General features: G+C 70.9%; 15 protein-coding genes. 1 reads left to right on the top strand and 14 read right to left on the bottom strand.

Annotated elements, in window-relative coordinates:
• Nucleotides 1-16: 16 nt before the first annotated feature.
• Both AB0I72_RS09515 and AB0I72_RS09510 read right to left on the bottom strand, forming a co-directional pair.
• The gene (locus tag AB0I72_RS09515; RefSeq protein WP_358564852.1) at nt 17-637 is read right to left on the bottom strand and encodes an SSI family serine proteinase inhibitor; all 621 of its coding nucleotides are present in this window, start codon (nt 635-637) and stop codon (nt 17-19) included.
• Between the two features lie 175 nt (nt 638-812).
• On the bottom strand, nt 813-1,490 hold the full coding sequence (locus AB0I72_RS09510; protein ID WP_358565607.1) for a hypothetical protein: 678 nt from the start codon (nt 1,488-1,490) through the stop codon (nt 813-815).
• A 144-nt stretch (nt 1,491-1,634) separates the two neighbouring features.
• Between AB0I72_RS09510 and AB0I72_RS09505 the strand changes: the two genes are divergently transcribed.
• A complete protein-coding gene (locus tag AB0I72_RS09505; RefSeq protein ID WP_358564850.1) occupies nt 1,635-2,510 on the top strand; it encodes an A/G-specific adenine glycosylase in 876 nt (291 codons plus the stop codon).
• 20 nt (nt 2,511-2,530) lie between these two features.
• Here AB0I72_RS09505 and AB0I72_RS09500 read toward each other — a convergent pair whose 3' ends face one another.
• The 12 genes from AB0I72_RS09500 to AB0I72_RS09445 all read right to left on the bottom strand — a co-directional run bounded on the left by AB0I72_RS09500 (nt 2,531) and on the right by AB0I72_RS09445 (nt 17,575).
• On the bottom strand, nt 2,531-3,400 hold the full coding sequence (locus AB0I72_RS09500; RefSeq protein WP_358564848.1) for a DUF3105 domain-containing protein: 870 nt from the start codon (nt 3,398-3,400) through the stop codon (nt 2,531-2,533).
• Between the two features lie 135 nt (nt 3,401-3,535).
• Complete coding sequence (locus AB0I72_RS09495; protein WP_358564846.1) at nt 3,536-6,046, bottom strand: ATP-dependent Clp protease ATP-binding subunit; 2,511 nt, start codon at nt 6,044-6,046, stop codon at nt 3,536-3,538.
• A gap of 990 nt (nt 6,047-7,036) precedes the next feature.
• The gene (locus tag AB0I72_RS09490) at nt 7,037-7,381 is read right to left on the bottom strand and encodes an Lsr2 family protein (protein ID WP_358564844.1); all 345 of its coding nucleotides are present in this window, start codon (nt 7,379-7,381) and stop codon (nt 7,037-7,039) included.
• 214 nt (nt 7,382-7,595) lie between these two features.
• Complete coding sequence (locus tag AB0I72_RS09485; protein WP_358564842.1) at nt 7,596-7,865, bottom strand: hypothetical protein; 270 nt, start codon at nt 7,863-7,865, stop codon at nt 7,596-7,598.
• Between the two features lie 431 nt (nt 7,866-8,296).
• Complete coding sequence (locus AB0I72_RS09480) at nt 8,297-8,887, bottom strand: amino-acid N-acetyltransferase (protein ID WP_358564840.1); 591 nt, start codon at nt 8,885-8,887, stop codon at nt 8,297-8,299.
• A gap of 137 nt (nt 8,888-9,024) precedes the next feature.
• Nucleotides 9,025-9,348, bottom strand: a complete 324-nt coding sequence (locus tag AB0I72_RS09475) for a LuxR family transcriptional regulator (protein WP_358564838.1) — start codon at nt 9,346-9,348, stop codon at nt 9,025-9,027.
• Nucleotides 9,349-10,009: 661 nt separating this feature from the next.
• Nucleotides 10,010-11,509, bottom strand: a complete 1,500-nt coding sequence (gene lysX / locus AB0I72_RS09470) for a bifunctional lysylphosphatidylglycerol synthetase/lysine--tRNA ligase LysX (RefSeq protein ID WP_358564836.1) — start codon at nt 11,507-11,509, stop codon at nt 10,010-10,012.
• Between the two features lie 119 nt (nt 11,510-11,628).
• Entirely contained in the window at nt 11,629-12,411 is a 783-nt protein-coding gene (locus AB0I72_RS09465; protein WP_358564834.1) for a type III pantothenate kinase, read from the bottom strand.
• 65 nt (nt 12,412-12,476) lie between these two features.
• Complete coding sequence (locus AB0I72_RS09460; protein WP_358564832.1) at nt 12,477-15,068, bottom strand: L-aspartate oxidase; 2,592 nt, start codon at nt 15,066-15,068, stop codon at nt 12,477-12,479.
• A 101-nt stretch (nt 15,069-15,169) separates the two neighbouring features.
• Nucleotides 15,170-16,057 carry a pantoate--beta-alanine ligase gene (gene panC, locus AB0I72_RS09455; RefSeq protein WP_358564830.1) on the bottom strand — a complete coding sequence of 296 codons (888 nt, stop codon included), beginning with the start codon at nt 16,055-16,057 and terminating at the stop codon, nt 15,170-15,172.
• 75 nt (nt 16,058-16,132) lie between these two features.
• Entirely contained in the window at nt 16,133-17,017 is an 885-nt protein-coding gene (locus tag AB0I72_RS09450) for a DUF2520 domain-containing protein (protein ID WP_358564828.1), read from the bottom strand.
• A 315-nt stretch (nt 17,018-17,332) separates the two neighbouring features.
• Nucleotides 17,333-17,575 carry a hypothetical protein gene (locus tag AB0I72_RS09445; RefSeq protein ID WP_358564827.1) on the bottom strand — a complete coding sequence of 81 codons (243 nt, stop codon included), beginning with the start codon at nt 17,573-17,575 and terminating at the stop codon, nt 17,333-17,335.
• Nucleotides 17,576-17,699 lie beyond the last annotated feature (124 nt).

Below are 17,699 nucleotides of genomic sequence, written 5' to 3'. Positions count from 1 at the left end.
AACGGGACGCGGTGGCCTACCAGTAGATCTTGTGGCCGTTGTCGTCGTAGTAGTAGCCGTTGTGGCCGTCGTGGCCCTTCGGCTTCTTCGGCTTCTTGCTGTCGTGGTCACCGTGACCGTGCAGACCGTGGTGGCCGTGCAGACCGCCGTGGAAGCTGGGGTGGCCGACCCCCTCCATATCGCGGCCCTCGGTCATGCCGGGACCCTCGATCATGCCGCCGCCCTCGACCATCCCGGCGGTTCCCCGGTCCTTCTTGCCGTCCGAGAAGTCGAAGACCTCGCCCTTGACGTCGAGCAGGACGCACTTGTTCGGGAAGATCTTCTTGAAGTGCTCAGAGCCCTCGGAGCGCGCGACGACCGGGTCCCAGATCAGCGGGCAGGCGCTGTCGGCCAGGTCGATCTTCTTGATGGAGCCGAACGCGTAGATGAGGTCACAGGCCTCCTCCGCGTGCGGGTGGTTGCCACCGGGCGGGTCGCAGAACAGGAACTTGTGCTGCTTCTTGCCCGAGTGCTTCTTCTCGATCGAGAGGCGGTAGAACTCGCGCCTCTCATCCTCCGCCGCCTGCGCCGGAGCCGCCATCGACAGTGCGAAGACGGAAACGGCGATACCCGACAGGACGGTCCCGACAAGCTTCACGACTACTCCAGATGACTGCGGAATCGCTTGACGACACCTACAGTAACAGCTTCATAACACAGCGTGCTGACTCCCTCCGCGACTCCGCGTGGCGTGCCCTCGGCGAGCACGCCCCGTCGTCGGACACGGGGAAGGGCCCGACCGGACGATCCCGGCCGAGCCCCGATCGGTGTCGCTAACGCAGCTGGAAGACGATCTCGTCGGTGTCACCCGCGTAGTCGCCCCGCAGGTTCGCGCGGTACCAACCCGGGCGCGCCGAGGTGGCGTCACGGCAGTCGGTGAAGGACCGCTGCCGATCCCAGCCGAACGTGCTCTCGAACGGCACGCCCCGGCGGAGCTGGCGCTCGTCGGCGGCCTCACCCTCGACGCAGTCGCCCGTGGAGAAGACGCGGTCGTCACCGGAGTGGATGCGGATCTCCATCGCCTCGGGGCCCACGTCCACGGTGCAGGTCTGGTTCGCGGTGTTGACCACGGTGACCCGGAACTCCGGCTCGGCGCCGCTCCCGTAGACCTCGCGGTCCTCGTCGGCCAGCTCGAAGGTCACGACGACGTCCTCCGGGCGGCAGGCGTCCTCCGGGCTCTGGGGCGCGGCGACGGCCTCGGCGTCCTCACCGGATCCCCCGGCGGCCCCACCGCCCCCGCCCTCGGCGGCGCCGTCGGTGTCCGCACCGTCCTCGGCGTCCCCCTCGGACGCCTCGTCCCCGGGTTCACCGTTCGCGGTCGGGGAGGGCGTCTCGGGTGGGACACTGGCGGAGGGGTCGTCGTCCGCCACACCCGCCTCCGACCGGACCGGATCGGAGTCGTCCCCGTCGAAGGGGCGGCAGGCGAACGCGATCAGCGTGAGCACGAGCATGACCCCCGCCAACACGAGTGCACGCCGCTTCCAGTAGGTCTCGCGGCTGACGGCTCCTGGATGTCCGGTACTTGACGCCATGGGCCGTAGTATTGCGGTTTCGCGTGCCACTCACCTACCCAACCCGCCGATACCCCGTAAAAGATGAGCGATAACCCTTACAGCACAGCGGTTCTGGCGTGGTACGAGGCCAACGCCCGCGACCTTCCCTGGCGTGCCCCGGACGCCACCCCCTGGTCGATCCTGGTCAGCGAGATCATGCTCCAGCAGACGCCCGTCGTGCGCGTGCTGCCCGCCTGGCAGGCGTGGATGGAGCGCTGGCCCACCCCCGCTGACCTGGCCGGGGAGCCCTCCGGCGAGGCCGTGCGCATGTGGAACCGGCTCGGCTACCCCCGCCGAGCGCTGCGCCTGCACGCGTGCGCGGTGGCGATCACCGAGCGGCACGAGGGGCGGGTACCGGACGACCACGCGACACTGCTCGCGCTCCCCGGCGTCGGCGCCTACACCGCGGCGGCCGTGGCCAGCTTCGCCTTCGGACAGCGGCACGCCATTCTGGACACGAACGTTCGACGTGTCCTCGCCAGGGCCGAAACCGGGGTCCAGTACCCGCCGAAAACCCAGACGAAGGCGGAGACCGCGCTCGCCGAGTCGCTGCTGCCGGACCTCCCCTCCGTGGCGGCCCGCTGGGGCGTGGCCGTGATGGAGCTGGGCGCGCTCGTGTGCACCGCGCGGACCCCCACGTGCGTCGACTGCCCGATCGCCCGCCAGTGCGCCTGGCGGCTGGCGGGCAAGCCCGCGCACGACGGCCCGCCGCGCCGGGGGCAGACCTACGCGGGCACCGACCGACAGGTGCGCGGTCGGCTGCTGGCCGTGCTGCGCGACTCCGCTGACCCGGTGTCCAAGGACGCCCTGGACGCGGTGTGGGACGACGGCGTCCAGCGCGAACGCGCCCTCGACGCTCTGGTCGCGGACGGCCTCGTGGACCCCCTGGACGACGGACGCTACGCGCTGCCCGGCTGATCGCCGGACGGACGCGCCCGTCAGTCGTCCGTCTCCGCCGGGGAGTAGCCGTCCTCGCTCGCCGCGGCCGAGAATTCCTCGGCGGTCTCGCTGACGCCACCGCTGCACGGTGCACCCGGTTCGGGCGCGTCCGGGCTCTGCTCGTACTGGCGGACGAAGGCGGCCAGTCGCGGGTCGTCGGGGCCGTCGAGAAGGATCTGCGCGCCCCACGCGGAGGCCACGACCGGCGCGGGCAAACCCGCCAGCGGGCTGACGAGGAGATAGTCACCCGTGGTGTAGTGGCTCTCCAGGGTGGCCACCCCGTCGCCGTCGACGGCGACGGGGTCGTAGGTCACCCACACGGCGCCGTGCTCCAGGGAGTGCACGGCCGTCTCGTCCCGGATCGGCTCGGAGTAGACGCCGCAGTTCTGCCAGAAGGCGTAGTGCCGACCGCCGGCGGGCGGGAACATCTCGTAGTCGACGGTCCCCGTCACGTCCACGTGGTCGGCGGGCAGATTCGGGTACTCGACGACCGCGTCCAGATCGGCCGTCCCGCCACCGGGGGACGCACCGTCCCCGGAGTTCACCGCCCACAGGACGGCGCCCGCCCCGGCGGCGAGTAGGACCACCAGGGCCCCGGCGCCCGCCACCAGGCCGATGACGAGGCCACGGCCCTCCTTCCGCGGCTGGGGCTGGGGGTACTGGCCCGGCGCCGGGCCGTACTGACCGGGCTGTCCGGGCTGTCCAGGCCGCTGGCCGTACTGACCCGGCTGACCGTACGGGCCCTGGGGGGTGTACGGCTGCCCCTGGGGACCGTACGGCTGACCGTGCGGGCCCTGCTGGACCTGGGGTGGGAACTGGCCGGGCGGGACGGGGCCACCGGGCTGCTGGGGGTCCTGTGGATGGGTCACGCGGACACCCTAACCACACCCCGCGCCGGGCCGGCAACCCCGGGACGGGCGCCCCGAGGCCGCGCACACGCGGGCGGGGACACCCCCGAAGGGATGCCCCCGCCCGTCATCGGAACCGGTCCGCGACCGGTGCCGCTACTCGCTCTTGGCGGCCGACTTCTCCACCTCGGGCGTGTCCGGCACCGCGGCGGGCTTCGGCACACCCTTGAAGGTGAACTTGGCGTCGGTCCCCTCGCCCTCGGCGTCGATCACCACGATCTGACCCGACTTGAGGTCGCCGAACAGGATCTTCTCCGACAGCTGGTCCTCGATCTCGCGCTGGATCGTGCGACGCAGCGGCCGTGCGCCCAGGACCGGGTCGAACCCGCGCTCCGCCAGCACCTTCTTGGCGCCCGGACGCAGCTCGATGCCCATGTCCCGCTCCTTGAGCCGGGAGTCGAGGCTGGAGATCATCAGATCCACGATCTGGAAGATCTCCTTCTCCGTCAGCTGGTGGAAGACGATGACGTCGTCCACACGGTTGAGGAACTCCGGCCGGAAGTTCTGCTTGAGCTCCTCGCTGACCTTGCCCTTCATCCGCTCGTAGTTGGTCTGGGCGTCGTCCTCCTTGGCGAAGCCCATCGCCACGCCCTTGGAGATGTCCCGCGTACCCAGGTTGGTGGTCATGATGATGACCGTGTTCTTGAAGTCGACGTTGCGACCCTGGGCGTCGGTGAGGCGGCCCTCCTCCAGCACCTGCAACAGCGAGTTGAAGATGTCGTTGTGGGCCTTCTCGATCTCGTCGAAGAGAACGACCGAGAACGGCTTGCGGCGCACCTTCTCGGTGAGCTGGCCGCCCTCCTCGTAGCCGACGTATCCGGGCGGGGAGCCGAACAGCCGCGAGACGGTGTGCTTCTCCATGAACTCGGACATGTCCAGCTGGATCAGCGCGTCCTCGTCGCCGAACAGGAACTCGGCCAGCGTCTTGGACAGCTCGGTCTTACCCACACCGGACGGACCGGCGAAGATGAACGAACCACCGGGACGCTTGGGGTCCTTCAGACCGGCACGGGTGCGGCGGATCGCCTGCGAGAGCGCCTTGATGGCGTCCTCCTGGCCGATGACCCGCTTGTGCAGCTCGTCCTCCATGCGCAGCAGACGCGAGGACTCCTCCTCGGTCAGCTTGAAGACCGGGATGCCGGTGGAGGCGGCCAGGACCTCGGCGATGAGCTCCTCGTCGACCTCGGCCACGACGTCCATGTCGCCGGCCTTCCACTCCTTCTCCCGCTGCGCCTTCTTGTTCAGCAGCTGCTTCTCGTCGTCACGCAGCGACGCCGCCTTCTCGAAGTCCTGCGCGTCGATCGCGGACTCCTTGTCCCGGCGGACCTTGGCGATCTTCTCGTCGAACTCGCGCAGGTCCGGCGGAGCGGTCATCCGGCGGATGCGCATCCGCGAGCCCGCCTCGTCGATCAGGTCGATCGCCTTGTCCGGCAGGAACCGGTCGCTGATGTAGCGGTCGGCCATGTTGGCGGCGGCCACCAGGGCGCTGTCGGTGATGGACACGCGGTGGTGCGCCTCGTAGCGGTCGCGCAGACCCTTGAGGATCTCGATCGCGTGCGTGATGGTCGGCTCGTCCACCTGGATCGGCTGGAACCGGCGCTCCAGCGCGGCGTCCTTCTCCAGGTACTTGCGGTACTCGTCCAGCGTGGTCGCGCCGATGGTCTGGAGCTCACCGCGGGCCAGCATGGGCTTGAGGATCGAGGCGGCGTCTATGGCGCCCTCCGCCGCCCCCGCGCCGACCAGCGTGTGCAGCTCGTCGATGAACAGGATGATGTCGCCGCGGGTGCGGATCTCCTTGAGCACCTTCTTCAGGCGTTCCTCGAAGTCACCGCGGTAGCGGCTGCCCGCGACCAGGGCGCCCAGGTCGAGGGTGTACAGCTGCTTGTCCTTGAGCGTCTCGGGGATCTCCCCCTTGACGATCTTCTGCGCCAGCCCCTCGACGACCGCCGTCTTACCGACGCCGGGCTCACCGATGAGGACCGGGTTGTTCTTGGTACGGCGCGAGAGCACCTGCATCACGCGCTCGATCTCCTTGTCCCGGCCGATGACCGGGTCGAGCTTGCTCTCGCGCGCCGCCTGGGTCAGGTTCCGCCCGAACTGGTCCAGGACCAGGGACGTGGACGGAGCGGACTCGGAGGAGGCGCCCGTGGCCTGGGGCTCCTTGCCGCTCTGGTATCCGTGCAGCAGCTGGATGACCTGCTGGCGGACCCGGTTCAGGTCCGCGCCCAGCTTGACCAGCACCTGCGCGGCCACGCCCTCGCCCTCGCGGATCAGACCCAGGAGGATGTGCTCGGTGCCGATGTAGTTGTGGCCGAGCTGAAGGGCCTCGCGCAGTGACAGCTCCAGGACCTTCTTGGCGCGCGGGGTGAAGGGGATGTGCCCCGAGGGCGCCTGCTGGCCCTGACCGATGATCTCCTCGACCTGCTGCCGAACCGCTTCGAGGCTGATGCCAAGACTCTCCAGGGCCTTGGCGGCGACACCCTCACCCTCGTGGATGAGGCCGAGCAGGATGTGCTCCGTACCGATGTAGTTGTGGTTGAGCATCCTGGCCTCTTCCTGGGCCAGAACCACCACTCGCCGCGCGCGGTCGGTAAACCTCTCGAACATGTCTCGTCGCTCCTCTACAGAGCGGTCAGGCAGGGACGGTACTCGCCGACCCAACTCTTCCGCATATCGGCCCCACAGGGATAACCGCCCCGGGGAGCACTGTCGCACCCGTCCGTCCCAGGCGGCTGGCTGCCGACCGGTCGGACGTCTCCGCACGGCCGACCGTAGCCGTCCGTGCCAGAGACTTTCCCCGACGATAGGGCGTTCACCCAACATCCAACTACCAATTGGGGCGCCAGATTTCGGTGTACGCCGAAGGCGAACGGCCCGGGGCTCCCCTCCATCACGGGAGTCCCCGGGCCGCACGCGCGTAAGCCCGATTATCGGCTCTTAGCGAACACACCGATCGTTGAGTTGTTCTTCGCCGCCCGCTGTGCGAGGGGAAAGCCTCCGCCGGAACTTTCGCGCGGGTGCTCGCGTCCGCCGACCGTCCACCCGCGGCGGGGAGCGTCGGCCGACGACCGACCCCGTGGCGGGCGGGTCCTCCGTGCGACCGGAGCGAGACTCGCGCGACGGAGCCGGATCGTGTCCGGGTCCGTACCTCCTCCAACGGTGTGACGGGGTGGGGTGTTCCCCGTCGGGTTCCGGAGGTGCGGGCGAGCGGTGCGTCGAGAGTGCCGTCCCCGGCCCCGCGGCCCGTGGGCCGCGGGGCGGACGATGCGGGGGCCTCCGCGAGAACGGGGACCGCGGGGCCGTCACCCGTGCCGGACCGTGGCCGTACCGAACCGCCCCGCCGTCACGGCTCTCGCCGAGTCGGAGGGTCACGCGGTCCGCAGCGGTCTGGTCGCCAATCCGTGTCGGGTGTGGCGGCGGTGGATCCGGTCCACGCCGCCCGGGGCCCAGGAGCCCGTGCTATCCCCTTCATCCCGTGTCACGTCGGACCCTCGTGGGCCCGGGGATGGTCGGGTTCGGGTACGCGCCCCGGGACGCCGGTCCTGAATCGATCAAGACCTGACAACATTTCGGCGAACCCGGGTGCCTGCGGCAAACCTAGCCCTTGACGGCCTCATATTCGGCGACGATCTTCGCGGGGATACGGCCGCGCTCATTGACCGGCTTGCCCGCGGCCTTGGCCCACGCGCGAATCTCGGCGCTGCGCTCGCGGCTGGGCGCATTCCGGGTTCCGGTCCGGCGGGCGCCGCCGCGGCCGACGGCCTTGGCCGGAGCCTTGCGAGCGGCGTCGACGAAGGGCGTAAGAGCCTCGCGGAGCTTGGCGGCATTACCCGCGCTGAGGTCGATTTCGTACACGGAGCCGTCCAGACCGAACGTCACCGTCTCCTCGGCCTCGCCGCCGTCGAGGTCGTCGACCAGGAAAACCTGGACCTTCTGTGCCATGGATTCAAACCTTTCAGAAGAGCAGTGCCTTCGCACCTGCAATATAAAGCTATCTCGCGCGAACGCAGAAGACAATTCCCGACGTGCCAGTAATCACCTGGACTTGACCCGGGGTTTCGGGGGTCGCCGGAGCGGCGCGGGGCCCTGACGGGCCGACCCGCGCGGATGAGCCCTGATCAGGGCCACTCGGGGCGCGACTTGGTCAAGTACCGTATCAACGACCGTCGGATTCGGCGCGTTCCCCACCCCGGGTAATCGACGCCTCATCGCTCGCACCGGTCGCGGCCGTCGCGGTCGCCTCCGCCCCCGCGGCCTCGGTCGCGTCACCGCTGACCAGGCTGCCATCCATGCGACGGGGGGCCATCTCCCTGCGCAGCAGCTTGATGACGAAGGCACAGAAGACGGTCGCGACAACCACCGGAGGGATCAGCGCGGACAATACGTCGAGCAGCCCGGCGGGAAGCACCGACGAAAGGTCACCCATCGAAGCCGTCCACCCTTCCTGGTTGTTACTTATCGCAGCAAATACCCGACTCAGCGTCGGGCCAGTCCTGGGGGATGAGCACCGGGAACCCGGGCAATCGCATACCCGACATCATAGACATCGCTTGCCCCCGGTTTGACACCGGACGTACCGAAGCCCGCCCGGGCAAACCCGATGGTGGCCAATGTCCGGCCAAGTGGTCGGTGTCCCGTTGACCACGACACCCCCTGAGCGAACTCGATTCGCGACCCTTCGTAGCCGCCCCGGGGAACTCGATCCGCCGGAGGACCGCTGAGCGCAGCTACACATTACCCCCCGTCTTCCCCTCTCATACCACCCGGTGGACATAAGCGAGAGGTCAGGACGGCGCACGCGGACGCGCCTCGGGCCGGCCCAAACAGGCACTCAGTCCCAAGAGCGTCCGAAAGCCTTTAGGTGTGGGCGGTTCGGGACCCGGTCCCCAGATGCACAAGCATCCGCGTGTTCCCCAGGGTGTTGGGTTTGACCCTCTCGAGGTCGAGGAATTCCGCGACGCCCTCGTCATAGGAACGCAGGAGTTCCTCGTACACCCGGGAGGAGACCGGGGTGCCCTGGATCGGGGCAAAGCCGTGTTTGGCGAAGAAACCGGTCTCGAATGTCAGACAGAACACACGCCGCACATCCAACTCACGCGCCGCGTCCAGCAGTTTGGTCACGATTCGGTGTCCCACCCCGAAACCACGCAGAGAGGGATCGACCGCGACGGTGCGGACCTCCGCGAGGTCCTCCCAGAGGACGTGGAGTGCGCCGCAGCCCACGACCCGGTACTCGGTCTCCCCCGCTGCCTCGGCGGTGTCGGAAAGCGTCGTGGCGTCCCCGACGACCTCGGCCTCGGCCACCCAGAACTCCTGGATGTCCTCGTAGAGGTTGACGGTGCTCTTGGAGAGGACGCGGCGGTCGACCGTGTAGGTGTCGACCAGGCGGCGGATGTGGACCACGTCGCGCGTCTTGGCGCGACGGACCCGGACATGACGAACGGACATAGCCGGACCAGACTACGCCCACGTACGCGCCCGCACCCACCGGATCGCTCTTCCTCCGGCGGGTGCCGCGTACCCGTTCGCACTGGGCCGGGTATGCCCGTGGTCTCTCCCGGCTCATGGCGCCGGGACGGCCAGACTCAGATGAGCTGGCGTCGTGCGGCCCAGACGACCGCCTCGATGGGGGTGTTCACGCCGAGCACGTCGCAGATGTTGCGGATGCGTCGGCGCAGGGTGCGGGCGCTGAGTTCGAGTCGCCGCGCCGCCACCTCGGTGGTGACGCCGGTGGCGATCTCGGCGAGGAGCTCGAGGTCCTCGTGGCCCAGTTCGACCGGGGCGAAGGCGCCTCCCAGCGCCGTGTCGCGCGAACGCGGCTGCAGGGGAACCACGTTCTCCCGGTGCTCCCGCGGCTGGAGAGCGCTCTGGTCCTCAGCGTTTCGCCGTACGAGTGTGGCCTGTTCCACTCCGTCCTCCCTCATCCATGTGAGTGCGGAACATCAACTCGTCACCGGGCGAATCGAGCGCGCTTGGGGGTGACCGAGCCCCGTGGGCCCGACCGCCTTCCGAGAGGACCCCTCTGGCACAGGGGTGGAGGGCGTTGGGGGACACGGGTCGCACGGGGCCGGTTCGCTGTGGTCTGGGACGGTCAGACCACGCCGAGGGCACACGTGCGTGCGGGATGGGTGGGCCGTGGGGCGGCCCTCACACCTCGCTCACGGTCGTACTCGATCCACTTCGGCAATCTCGCGGACCAAGGTCCGCTCTCAGCACGCTAGGCGGCCGAGATGATACCGTCAAGGGCCGTTAAATCACCATGCGTAGCTCTGACACGCCGTTCGGTGACAGAGTGGCGGGTGGGACGCATTCGCCACCGGATTGACCTGCGTAAACCTTCATCACTCTCGGTCGACGTGCCGGGAACGGCGTCCCAAGGAAAAAGTGTGACCTGTCGTCGGCGACACTCCTCCCCCACTGCGATTTGGCGTGATATGCCCCAAGAGTGAGGTCTGTCCCGTGGCACGCGCCACATTCCGGCGACGGAAACGGGGGCACCGCGCTGAAGCGCGGCAGCCCCCTTCCTGTTTTCGGTCCTCCGGTAGCCCCGATTCGGTTCGGGGAAAGGACTCAGTCTCCGGAGGGCTTCACGATCGGGAAGAGCACGGTCTCACGGATGTTCTTTCCGGTGAACGCCATCAGGAGCCGGTCGATACCGACACCGACGCCACCCGTGGGCGGCATTCCGTACTCCAGGGCGCGGAGGAAGTCCTCGTCCAGCTGCATCGCCTCGGGGTCGCCCTCGGCGGCCATGAGCGACTGCTCGGTCAGGCGGCGACGCTGTTCGACCGGGTCCACCAGCTCCGAGTAGCCGGTCCCCAGCTCCATGCCGAAGCCGATGAGGTCCCACTTCTCGGTGAGCAGCGGGTCCTCGCGATGCTGGCGCGTCAGCGGGCTCGTCTCGACGGGGAAGTCGCACACGAACGTCGGTTGGACGAGCGTGTGCTCGACCAGCTCCTCGAAGAGGTGCTCGACCAGCTTGCCCTGGCCCCACTTGTGGTCGAACTCCACGCCCCTGGCCTCGGCCAGACGCCGGACGTCCTCGAGCGGGGTCCGCGAGGTGACCTCCGTGCCGAGCGCCTCCGACACCGCCCCGTACAGGGTGATGCGCGGCCACTCTCCGCCCAGGTCGAAGGTTTGGCCGTCGCGCTCGACCACGGTGGAGCCGAAGACCGCCCGCGCCGCGTCCTGGATGATCTCCCGGGTGATCTCCGCCATGTCGTCGTAGTCGGCGTAGGCCTGGTAGAACTCCAGCATCGTGAACTCGGGGTTGTGCGTGGAGTCCGCGCCCTCGTTCCGGAAGTTCCGGTTGATCTCGAAGACCTTTTCCAGTCCGCCCACCACGAGCCGCTTGAGCGACAGCTCCGGAGCGATGCGCAGGTACAGGTCCATGTCGTAGGCGTTGATGTGCGTGGTGAACGGACGCGCCGTGGCGCCACCGTGCACGCGCATCAGCATCGGGGTCTCGACCTCGATGAACTCCCTGGTGCTGAGCCCCTCCCGGATCGCCCGGATGGCGGCCGAACGGCGGCGCACCATCTGCTGGGACTCGGGGTTGACGATGAGGTCGACGTAACGCTGGCGCACGCGGGCCTCGGGGTCGGTGAGCCCCTTGTGCTTCTCCGGAAGCGGGCGCAGGCACTTGGCGGTCAGCGTCCAGGAGCGGACCAGGACCGACAGTTCGCCGCGGCGGGAGGTGATGACCTCGCCCTCGACACCGACATGGTCGCCCAGGTCGACGTCGGCCTTCCACGCGTCCAGCCGCTCCTGGCCGACCTGGTCCAGGGACAGCATGATCTGGACGTCGCCGGTCTCGTCGCGCAGCGTGGCGAAGCACAGCTTGCCGCCGGTGCGGTACAGCATCACCCGACCCGCGATCGAGACGTCCACCCCGGTGCGTGTGTCGGGCTCCAGGCCCTGGTGTTTGTCGCGCACGGCACCGATCGACGTGGTCCGCGGGAAGGTCACGGGGAAGGGGTCGATGCCCTCCTCCCGGAGACGGTCCAGCTTCTGGCGCCGGACCCGCATCTGTTCGGGCAGGTCGTCGTAGGAGTCGTGCGCGTCATTCACGGCCCCGATCCTACTCGCATCCGAGCACCCGAATGCCGCTGTCCACAGGCCGTCGGTCGCCTCGCCAGCGACGAGGACTGAACGGCGGTGCGGGGAGTCCCCGCACCGCACGGCGGCGCTCAGGCGACGTTGCGCTCGAAGACCAGGCGCAGGCCGGTGAGGGTCAGCCACGGGTCGTGCACGTCCACGGTCTCGCACTCGCCGACGACCACGGAGGCCAGGCCGCCGGTGGCGATCACGGTCACGTCGTCGGGGGCGTCCGTGAGCTCGGTGACCATCCGGTCCACGATCCCGTCGACCTGTCCCGCGAACCCGAACACGATCCCCGAGCGCAGCGCCTCCGTGGTGTTCTTCGCGATCGCCGCGCGCGGCTTGACGATCTCCACCATGTGCAGCTGGGCGCCCCTGCGCGACAGCGCGTCCACCGAGATGTCGATCCCCGGCGCGATCGCGCCGCCCACGTACTCCCCCTTCGCGCTCACCGCGTCGAACGTGGTCGCCGTGCCGAAGTCGACCACCACCGCCGGCCCCCCGTAGAGGTGGCTGGCGGCCAGCGCGTTGATGATCCGGTCGCTGCCCACCTCCTTGGGGTTGTCCATCCGGATCGGCACGCCCGTCTTGACCCCCGGTTCGACGATCACGGCGGGCACGTCCCCGAAGTGGCGGCGGAACATGTCGCGCATCTCGTGCTGCACCGACGGCACCGAGCAGCACAGGGCGATCCCGTCCACGTCCGCCGGGGACCCCAGCTCGCTCCCGTCGATGAGCCCGCGCAGCACCACCGCCCACTCGTCCGCGGTGCGACGCGTGTCGGTGCCCACTCTCCAGTGTTCGAGAAGGTCGTCTGCCTGGAACAGGCCGAACACCGTCTCGGAGTTGCCGACGTCGATGGCGAGCAGCATGCTGGGGACCCTCATCCGTGGTCGAAGTGGCGTGTTCTCAAGGAATCTTCCACCAACCGGGCCGTTCACGACAGGTCGAGCGCGATATCCAGTGCCGGACTGGAATGCGTGAGGGCGCCGACCGCGAGGTAGTCGACCCCCGTGGCGGCCACGTCGGCGGCCACGTCGAGCGTCAGCCCCCCGGAGGACTCCAGCCGCGCGCGCCCGGCGACGAGCCCGACGGCGGAGCGCAGCCCCTCCACGGTGAAGTTGTCCAGGAGGATCTCCTCGGCCCCGGCCGCGATCGCCTCCTCGATCTGGTCGATCCGGTCCACCTCGACCTCCAGGGGCAGGTCGGGGAAGCGCTCGCGGATCGCGCGCACGGCCGCGCCGACGCCGCCCGCGGCGACCACGTGGTTGTCCTTGACCAGTCCGGCGTCGCTGAGGCAGTAGCGGTGGTTGACGCCGCCGCCGCAGCGCACCGCGTACTTCTCCAGCGCGCGCAGCCCGGGGCGGGTCTTGCGGCTGTCGCGGATCCGGGCGCCGGTCCCGGCCACCGCCTCCACCCAGGCGCGGGTGGCGGTCGCGATGCCCGACATGTGCGTGAGGAGGTTGAGCGCCGTCCGTTCCGCGGTGAGCAGGTCGCGGGTGCGGGCGGTGACGGACATGAGCACGTCCCCGCGCTTGACCGCGTCGCCGTCCCGGGCGGGGCGGGCGATCTCCAGGGCGCCGTCGGTGACCAGCCAGAAGACCAGCTCGGCCAGGGGCAGGCCGCTGACCGTGCCGTCGGCGCGCGCCACGACGTGGGCGGTGCGCACCTGGTCGGCGGGGATGGTGGCCACGGTGGTCACGTCGATGCGCGGACCGGCGGTGAGGTCCTCGGCCAGGGCGCGGCGCACGAGGTCCACGTGGGACTGGTGGGGCGCGGTGTAGGGGAGGGTGAACTGGGCGCGCGTGTCCGGGTCGGGGGTCCCCTCCGCGAGCGGGAACGCGACGGCGTCCAGCTCGGCGACGAGCGCGGGCGGCAGGGACGGGGTCCAGTCCTCGTCGGCGGTCACGGGTGTGCTCCCCTCCAGTCGGACGACGGCCGGGCGCGCCCGGTACCCGGGGTCGGGTGCGGGGGCGTCGGCGCGCTGGTGCGAGCCGCGGCTCTCGGTGCGGTGCAGCGCGGCGGCGGCGACCAGCCGGGCCACGGTGAGCAGGTTGGCGGACTCCCAGGAGGCCGTGTCCGGGGGGACGTCCGTGCCGTGGGTGGTGAGCGCGTCGAGTTCGGTGACCAGCGCGGCCAGCCCCTCGGCGGTGCGCAGGACCCCGGCGTGGCGGGACATCAGGGCCCGCACGCGGGTGGCGGCGGGCGGGTCGACCAGGCGGGCGGCCTCCCCGGCGGGCACGCCCCGCGTCGGGATCGGACGCGCCTCGGCGGCGAGGCGGGCGGCGATCCGGTCCGCGTAGACCAACCCCTCCAGGAGGGAGTTGGAGGCCAGGCGGTTGGCGCCGTGGACGCCGGTGCGCGCCACCTCGCCGACCGCCCAGAGGCCGGGGACGCTGGTGGCGCCGTCGATGTCGACCTCGGCGCCGCCGGACGCGTAGTGCGCGGCGGGCGACACGGGGATCGGCTCGGTGACGGGGTCGATCCCGTGCGCGCGGCAGGCCGCCAGGATCGTGGGGAAGCGCCGCTCCCAGGTCCGCGCGCCGAAGTGGCGCGCGTCCAGGTAGACGTGGTCGGTGCCCTGCTCGGCCATGACGCGCGCGATGGTCCTGGCCACGACGTCGCGGGGGGCGAGGTCGGCCAGCTCGTGGACGCCCTCCATGATCCGCTCCCCGCGCCCGTCGACGAGGAAGCCGCCCTCGCCGCGCACCGCCTCGGAGACGAGCGGCTGCCTGCCGCGCGCGTCCGGGCCCAGCCAGAGCACGGTGGGGTGGAACTGGATGAACTCCAGGTCGCGCAGGCGAGCCCCGGCGCGCGCCGCGAGCGCGAGGCCGTCGCCGGTGGACACCGGCGGGTTGGTGGTGGAGGCGAAGATCTGGCCCATCCCGCCGGTCGCCAGGACGACGGCGGGGGCCAGCACGGCGCCGACGCCGTCGCGGGCGCCCTCACCGATGACGTGGAGGGTGGCGCCGACGACGGCGGAGGTGTCGGGGTCGCGCAGGACGTCCAGGGCGAGGGCGTGCTCAATGACCTCGATCCGTTCCTCGGCCATGACGGCGGCCTGGAGCGCGCGCTGGATCTCGGCCCCGGTGGCGTCGCCCCCGGCGTGCGCGACCCGGTCGGCGCGGTGTCCGCCCTCCCGGGTGAGGGCGAGGTCGCCGCCGTCGGTGCGGTCGAACTCGGCGCCCACCCCGATGAGCCAGCGCAGGGCGTCGGGCCCCTCGGTCGCCAGGACGTGCACGGCGAGGGGGTCGCACAGGCCCGCCCCGGCCAGGTGGGTGTCGACCATGTGCGCGACGGGGTCGTCGCCGGGGGCCATGGCCGCGGCGATGCCGCCCTGGGCGTAGGAGGTGGAGCCGGTGGACAGGCGGTCCTTGGTGACGAGCACGACGCGGCCGCGCTCGGTGCGCTGGACGTAGCGCAGGGCCGTGCTCAGCCCGGCGACGCCCGAGCCGATGACGGCGACGTCGGCGCCGACGGTCCACGTCGGGGCCGGTGCGTCGATCCGGGTCTGTCTGGATGAGGTCATGTGCGTCTCTTTCGCGAGTGCCGACCGTGGCTGGGCGGTCGTGGGCCGGCTCGGTCCCCAGGGGCGGTCACCGTCAGGGGGGCGGCGGCCCCGCGTCGCCCCTAGTCGTGGGGAAGCCGCACCGACACGTTGTCGATGAGCCGGGTCGTGCCGACGCGGGCGGCGACGGCGAGGACGGCCTCGCCCGCGTGTCCGGCTGGGACGTCGGCGAAGGTGGCGGGGTCGACCAGGGCGAGGTAGTCGAGTTCGACGGGCGGCGCGGCCTTGGCGGCCTCGTCGAGGACGGCCCGGGCGGCGGCGCGGACGGCGTCGGGTCCGCCGGCGGCGGCCTCGCGCCCGGCGTTCAGGGCCCGGGACAGGGCGAGGGCGCTGGCGCGCTCGTCCTCGTCCAGGTAGGCGTTCCTGCTCGACGTGGCCAGACCGTCGGGGTCGCGCAGGGTGGGGGCGCCGACGATCTCCACGGGGAGGTTGAGGTCGGTGACCATCCGGCGGACGACCGCGAGCTGCTGGGCGTCCTTGCGCCCGAAGACGGCCACGTCGGGGCCGACCAGGTGCAGGAGTTTGCTGACGACGGTGAGCACTCCGGTGAAGAAGCCGGGTCGGGAGGCGCCCTCCAGGCGCTCGCCCATGGGCCCGGCCTGGACGGTGACCATCTGCTCCGACGGGTACATGGTGTTCACGCTCGGGGCGAAGACCACGTCGACGCCCTCCTCCGCGCAGACCGCCGTGTCCGTGTCGAGCGTGCGCGGGTAGCGGTCGAAGTCCTCGTTCGGGCCGAACTGGAGCGGGTTGACGAACACGCTCACGACGACGGTGTCGGCCTGGGCGCGGGCGAGGCGCATGAGGCTGCGGTGGCCCTCGTGCAGGGCGCCCATGGTGGGGACGAGGGCGACGCGTCCGGCGTCGGCGAGGGCGCGGCGCAGGTCGTCCGCCGTGTGGACGAGCAGGGGTCCGTCGGCGGGCGCGGTCCGTGGCGTGGGTTCGGTCATGGTGGTTCCCCGTGGTGGTGGTGTTCGGCGCGGGCGCCGGCACGCGTCCGGTGTCGTCGGGTGTCGCGGCGGGCCTCAGCGGCGCAGGACGTCGAGCAGGCGCGCGGCGTCGGCGGGGTCGAGCATCCCCGCGTTGATCGCCCGGTCCGCGGTGAGGCGGGCGAGTTCGACGTAGCTGGCGACGCTCTCGGGGGCGTTCTCACGCAGCTGCTCGATGTGTCCGGCGACGGTTCCGGCGTCGCCGCGCAGGACCGGCCCGCTCAGGCCGTGGATGCCGAGGCGCAGTGCGTTGTCCAGGGCGGCGCTGAGCATGGGGGCGAGCATCCGGCCGGGCTCGGGCACCCCGGCGGCGGTGAGCAGGGCCGCGCTGTCGGCCACGAGCGTGACCAGGTGGTTGGCGCCTCCGGCGAGGGCCGCGTGGTAGAGGGTGCGTTTGTCCTCGGCGATCCACACCGGTTCCGCGCCCATCTCGACCACGAGCGCCTCGGCGATGGGGCGCAGCTGGTCGGGGGCGGTGACGCCGAACGCGCAGTTGGCGAGCCGCTCGATGTCCTCGTCGCGCCCGGTGAAGGTCATCGCGGGGTGGAGCGCGAGCGGCAGGGCCCCGGCGATGGTGGCGGGGGCCAGGACGCCGTAGCCGTGCGCCCCGCTGGCGTGGGCGAGGAGCTTGCCCCGCAGTGCGGCGCCGGTGGCGGCGAGTCCCTCGACGAGGTCGGGCAGGGCGTCGTCGGGCACCGTGACGAGGACGAGGTCGCTGGCCTCGACGACCTCGGGGGCGTCGAGCACCCGCGCGGTCGGCAGCCGGGACGCGACGTTGGCCTTGGAGGTCTCGGAGACCGCGGTGGCCGCGACGACCTTGTGGCCGGCCCTGCCCAGGGCCTGGCCGAGGACGGAGCCGACCCGGCCGGGTCCGATGACGCCGACTCGCAGCCGCGCCGGGCGGCCCTGCGTCGTCTCCATGGTCGTGCCCCTTCGTGGTCCGGTGCGTCCGGTCGCTCCCGCACCGTGACGCCTGAGCACACGATAACTCTCCCTGGCCGGTGACCCGCCGACCAGCCCCGGGCACGGATGCGGGGGCGGGTGTGGCGTGCCCGCCCCCGACGTGGGCGCTCCCCCGGTGTGCCGGAGGAGCGCCCGTCCGGCGCTGCCGTGGGCCGGCCCTCTCGGAACGACGGTTCCGGCGGACGCCGGCGGGAGGGCCGGAGCGAGGACCCTCGGGCGCATTCCGCGGACACCTTCCCTGCCGCGCGACGGGCGGTATCCACGGCACACGTCCTAGCCCTGGATGATCACCCCGGAGTTGTAGCAGGACGCGAGCGACTGGCCGAGGACGGCGTTGGAGTTGCCGCAACCGGCGTTGACGTTGTCGATGCCGTTGATGTAGGCGATGTTCCCGCTGACGTTGGAGCCGTCGCCGGAGGTCCAGGCACCGGCGTGGGCCGCCGCCGGTGCCGCGGTGAGGACGACCCCGGCGGAGGCGAGGGCGACGGCAGCGGTGGCGAACGTCTTCTTGAGCACTACGTGTCTCCTTCTGTGCCCGGCAGGGGGGACCGGCCGGACGCTCGGTGTTCTTTCGGAGCACCTTGGGGGCGCTGGTGAGGAAGTTACCCCCGGCAAACTCCGATTCACCCGCCTTGAGCTG

This window comes from Nocardiopsis sp. NPDC049922, assembly GCF_040660275.1.
GTDB lineage: Bacteria > Actinomycetota > Actinomycetes > Streptosporangiales > Streptosporangiaceae > Nocardiopsis.
Note: the sequence above shows the minus strand (reverse complement) of the source record. Positions and strands in the feature narration are given on the sequence as shown.